This is a genomic window from Lichenifustis flavocetrariae (genome assembly GCF_026130545.1).
Lineage (GTDB): Bacteria > Pseudomonadota > Alphaproteobacteria > Rhizobiales > Beijerinckiaceae > Lichenihabitans > Lichenihabitans flavocetrariae.
Map to the genome: position 1 here is coordinate 1 of NZ_JAMOIM010000070.1, position 3,893 is coordinate 3,893.

General features: G+C 63.6%; 5 protein-coding genes. 1 reads left to right on the forward strand and 4 read right to left on the reverse strand.

The features are described 5' to 3' along the window. The 3 genes from M8523_RS33860 to tnpA all read right to left on the reverse strand — a co-directional run. Positions 1-271 (reverse strand): transposase (locus tag M8523_RS33860; protein WP_282589233.1); only part of this gene is annotated, 271 nt, incomplete at its 3' end. A gap of 864 nt (positions 272-1,135) precedes the next feature. Then, positions 1,136-1,291: an IS66 family insertion sequence element accessory protein TnpB gene (gene tnpB, locus M8523_RS33865; RefSeq protein ID WP_282589234.1), complete on the reverse strand. Its 156-nt coding sequence runs from the start codon at positions 1,289-1,291 to the stop codon at positions 1,136-1,138. Beyond that, positions 1,288-1,632 carry an IS66-like element accessory protein TnpA gene (tnpA, locus tag M8523_RS33870; protein ID WP_282589235.1) on the reverse strand — a complete coding sequence of 115 codons (345 nt, stop codon included), beginning with the start codon at positions 1,630-1,632 and terminating at the stop codon, positions 1,288-1,290. The genes tnpB and tnpA overlap by 4 nt, the downstream gene beginning before the upstream one ends. A gap of 449 nt (positions 1,633-2,081) precedes the next feature. Here tnpA and M8523_RS33875 point away from each other — a divergent pair, with 449 nt between their 5' ends. Continuing rightward, positions 2,082-3,518, forward strand: coding sequence for an IS1182 family transposase (locus M8523_RS33875; RefSeq protein ID WP_282589236.1), 1,437 nt, complete (start codon positions 2,082-2,084; stop codon positions 3,516-3,518). A 143-nt stretch (positions 3,519-3,661) separates the two neighbouring features. Here the strand turns inward: M8523_RS33875 and M8523_RS33880 are convergent. Beyond that, the coding region (locus M8523_RS33880) for a hypothetical protein (protein WP_282589237.1) at positions 3,662-3,893 on the reverse strand (232 nt) is incomplete at its 5' end.

Here is a 3,893-nt window from a genome sequence, read left to right on the forward strand (position 1 = left end):
AGGTCGAGGCGTCGTTGCCGTCCTCGTAGCCGGCCGCGATCATCAGCAAGCGGAAGCGGATGATGGCGGCGAGGCTGTGCGTGATCAGCTCGGGAGAACGCGGATCGTTGATGCATGACGCGAGACGATCGGCCACCCGCAGGCGATGTTCGGCCTCGCGTAACATCAACAGGCCGCCGTCCGATGACAGACGTCCTCCATCGAACTTGGCCACAACAGTCTTGCCCGCGACGGATGACAGGCCGGGCAGCATCGGCGTAAGATCGCACATGGCGGGTGTAGCCTCGCGGAAACGGCGATGATCGGTCTCGACACCCAATTCATACGCTATTTCAGCAGGTTGCGCCACATCCGCCTACCCACGCTGCATAATCCGGGCTAGCCGCCAATGAGGTGTTCTTGGAACGACCCGAGCGAGATCCTGGTCGTGTTGGCCGGCCCAATGCAGAAAGCGGAGAAACGATCGGACGTGGGAGACAGCCGCTGTGCGGGTGGCCGACGTCGCCGAGAGCGACAGCTGATGCTCGACGGCGGCAAGGACTTGCTCCGCTGTCAGCCCCCCGAGGTCTTGGCCAGGGTGGTGATGCCTGAGCCAGACCAAAAAGCGTCGAGCGCCCAAAAGGACGCCATCGCGGGACTTAGGCTCAAGGCCCCGTACCTTGCTCAGAAAACCTGAATAGGAGGTCAGAAGCGGGGCGTCCGGATCATCGACGACACTGGGTGCGGCAACAATGAAACGTTCAGGCGCCACCCGCCGCGCGTGTTGAAGCGCTGACACCGCCCTAATCCGAGGTGGGTCTGTGGTGAAGGTACGCAGATACCTGTCGACAGTACCTTCGCTGATCCGCCCGGAACTGCAATGTTCAGCAGCAAAATGGCTAAATCGCCCGATCCGGCTCAGATAAATCTTAGCGGATGCTCGCTGGTAGCCGAGCGACGAGAAGTAACCGGCGATGCGATCCATCTCGGCGCCGAGCGCGCCGCTGCGGAGGCGCTTGAGCACCCGCGATACGAAAAATAGAACTCAAGCATTGCGCCCCTCCGGCATGGCGGCGCAGGGGGATCCCGCGTCCGCACGAGGGACACGAAATATTATGTGGCGGAGGAATCCACGCGTGGCCGGCCCTGGCTGACGTCACGCCGCCTCCGCCACATAATCTCGCCCGAGACATAAGAAGGGATCGCGCTTCAGGCCCTCCTGCACCAGCAAGGCCAAGCCCTGCATCCCCTTGCGCATGTCCGTGTGCCCGCTCGCGATCCAGATCCGGACGTTGCTGGCGACAGGACTCATCGCAACGCCCTCAGCACCGCCCCCACCAATGCTGCCGAGGCTTGCGCATCGATCGTCAGCCGGGTCCCCCCAGTAAGCTCGACTACAATCGCCGGGCTTGTCGGAGGCGCTGAGGCAGTCATCGGTTCCGGCAGGAGGACAGCCGGCACAAAAGCGACATCGGACCGCCCCTGGGCCTGCTGGCGCCATTTGTAGATCAGGCTGGTCGACACATCGTAGCGACGGCCCACCTCCGTCACCACCGCCCGGGGCATGAACGCCGCCGACAGGATCTCCCGCTGCGCCGCAGCGCTCCAATGACGCCGACGTTCCGGGCCGGTCTGCAGAGTGATCTGGGTCATGCTGTGCAGCTACAAGCGCTTATAAGGTGGACTTACAAGCAAAGCTTCGCAGCCGCACTAACCTCTCGCAAGGCGGTCTTCGCCGGGCGGATACTCCTGATGCGGCGGCTGCAGAATGTCCGGGCCGAGTTCAGTCTGACGGCGCTCGCCTACAACATCCGGCGAGCCATCACGATCGTCGGGATTCCCGGTCTGCGGGAGGCCGTCGCCGCCTGAATGCGGCTCGTTCCCCCTTGAAACGAGCCTCAGGATCGGCCGTAGCCGGCCTCTGCACGGCCAATCGGCGCTTCCAACGCCATTCGACCGTCAACTCGGAAATCGGCGGATCCTCAGCAGGCTGAACCCAAAACCACGCTGCTTCAGCCGTTTTCACACGGTCTGCAAGCAGACCGTGTGGAAAGTCGGGCCGAGTGGATTCCGCGTTTCCGTGGGGCGGTGTACCTTTTGGTATGGCGCATATCTCGGGGTCCCACCGCTCGCAGTTGCTGCTTTTGCCGGAAGCGGTGGACGACTATGTCGGAGCGGACAATCCGGTCCGGTTCATCGAGGCCTTTGTCGACGGGCTGGATCTTGCGGCAGCGGGGTTCGCCCGTGTCCTGCCGAAGGCGACGGGACGTCCCGGCTACGATCCGGCCGACCTGCTGAAGCTGTACGTCTATGGCTATCTGAACCGGGTCCGGTCGAGCCGGCGCCTGGAGGCCGAAACCCATCGCAATGTCGAGGTGATCTGGCTGTTGCGGCACCTGAAGCCGGACTTCAAGACCATCGCCGACTTCCGGCGCGACAACCGTGCGGCCTTCCGGCCCGTGTTCCGCGAGTTCGTCCTGCTGTGCCGCCAGCTCGACCTGTTCGGGCGGGAGCTGCTGGCCGTCGACGGCATGCGCATCAAGGCGGTCAACAACAAGGACTGCAATTTCACCCGCGGTGCCCTCGCCGAGTTCATCCGCCGCGCAGACGAGAAGCTGGCCGACTACCTGAGGCGCTTGGATGACAGCGACGTGCAAGACGAGCGCGCGGGCGGGACGGTAGGGCGCGGCGAGGACAAGCTGAAAGAGAAGATCGCTGCCATCCAGGGCAAGCGCCACCGCCACAAGGCGATGCTGGCCGAGTTGGAGCGGACGGGCGAGGACCAGGTCTCGCTGACCGACCCCGACAGCCGCGCCATGGCACGGATGACCAAGGTCGGCGTCGGCTACAACGTGCAGCTGGCCGTGGATGTGAAGCACAAGCTGATCGTCGAGCAGGAGGTCTGCAATCGAGTCCTCGACATGGGGCTTCTCGCACCGACCGTCGAAGCCGCCATGGCGACGCTCGGCGTGGACCGGATCGAGGCGGTGGCCGACAAGGGCTACTTCAAGATCGAGGAGGTCGAGGCCTGCGAGAAGGCCGGCATCACGGCCTACCTGCCCAAGCCCGTGCGCGGTCCGGCGGTGCGCAAGGGCTTCTTCACCAAGGAGGCGTTCCGCTTCGAACCCGACAAGAACGTCTATACGTGCCCGGCTGGACAGACGCTCTCGCCCTGCCGGAGAGGCCGCTCGCGCGACAATGTGAAGATCGACTATGCCAACCCGGCCGCTTGCAAGGCCTGCGCCCTTCGCCCGCGCTGCACGAACACATACCGGCACGTCTCCCGGCTGGAGAACGAGGCCGTGCTCGACCGCATGGCCGCCCGCTTGGCGGCACGCCCCGACATCCTCGATCACCGACGCGAAACTGTCGAGCACCCGTTCGGCACCATCAAACAATGGATGGGGCAATGTGCCTTCCTGATGCGGCGGCTGGAAAACGTGCGTGGCGAGTTCAGCCTGACGGCGCTCGCCTACAACATCCGGCGGGCTATCACCCTGGTCGGCTTGCCGGACCTGATCGCTGCCGCGAGGGCATGAGACACGCCCGTTTGTCCCTAATCACGCGCTCGCAGACCGCTATCAGCCCCTCCAGCGGCCTCACGACGCCCAACAGTGCAATCAGACGCCGAATGGACCTCCTCGCGCAAATGCCGAGCCGTGCTGCTCCCAAAACCTCAGGATCAGGAGTTTCCACACGGTCTGCGAGAGTTTTGCAACATGACTCTCGTTCTCCTAAACAATTGCGGAATGCCGATTCCAAACAGGCTGAAACCGAAAAGCGCAAGAGACTTAGGGAGGGGTACAGTCGCAACACCGCCGCCAGGCGTGTTTAGAAAGGCCAAGCCGGTCAGGCTTTGAAACAGGAAATCGTGCTCGCTTGGATTACCGAACGGCGAGGTGGAGGCGATCGAC

Coding starts and splice junctions, on each gene's coding strand:
- tnpB (WP_282589234.1), bottom strand. CDS start 1,291: ATGAGTCCTGTCGCCAGCAACGTCCGGATCTGGATCGCGAGCGGGCAC.
- tnpA (WP_282589235.1), bottom strand. CDS start 1,632: ATGACCCAGATCACTCTGCAGACCGGCCCGGAACGTCGGCGTCATTGG.
- M8523_RS33875 (WP_282589236.1), top strand. CDS start 2,082: ATGGCGCATATCTCGGGGTCCCACCGCTCGCAGTTGCTGCTTTTGCCG.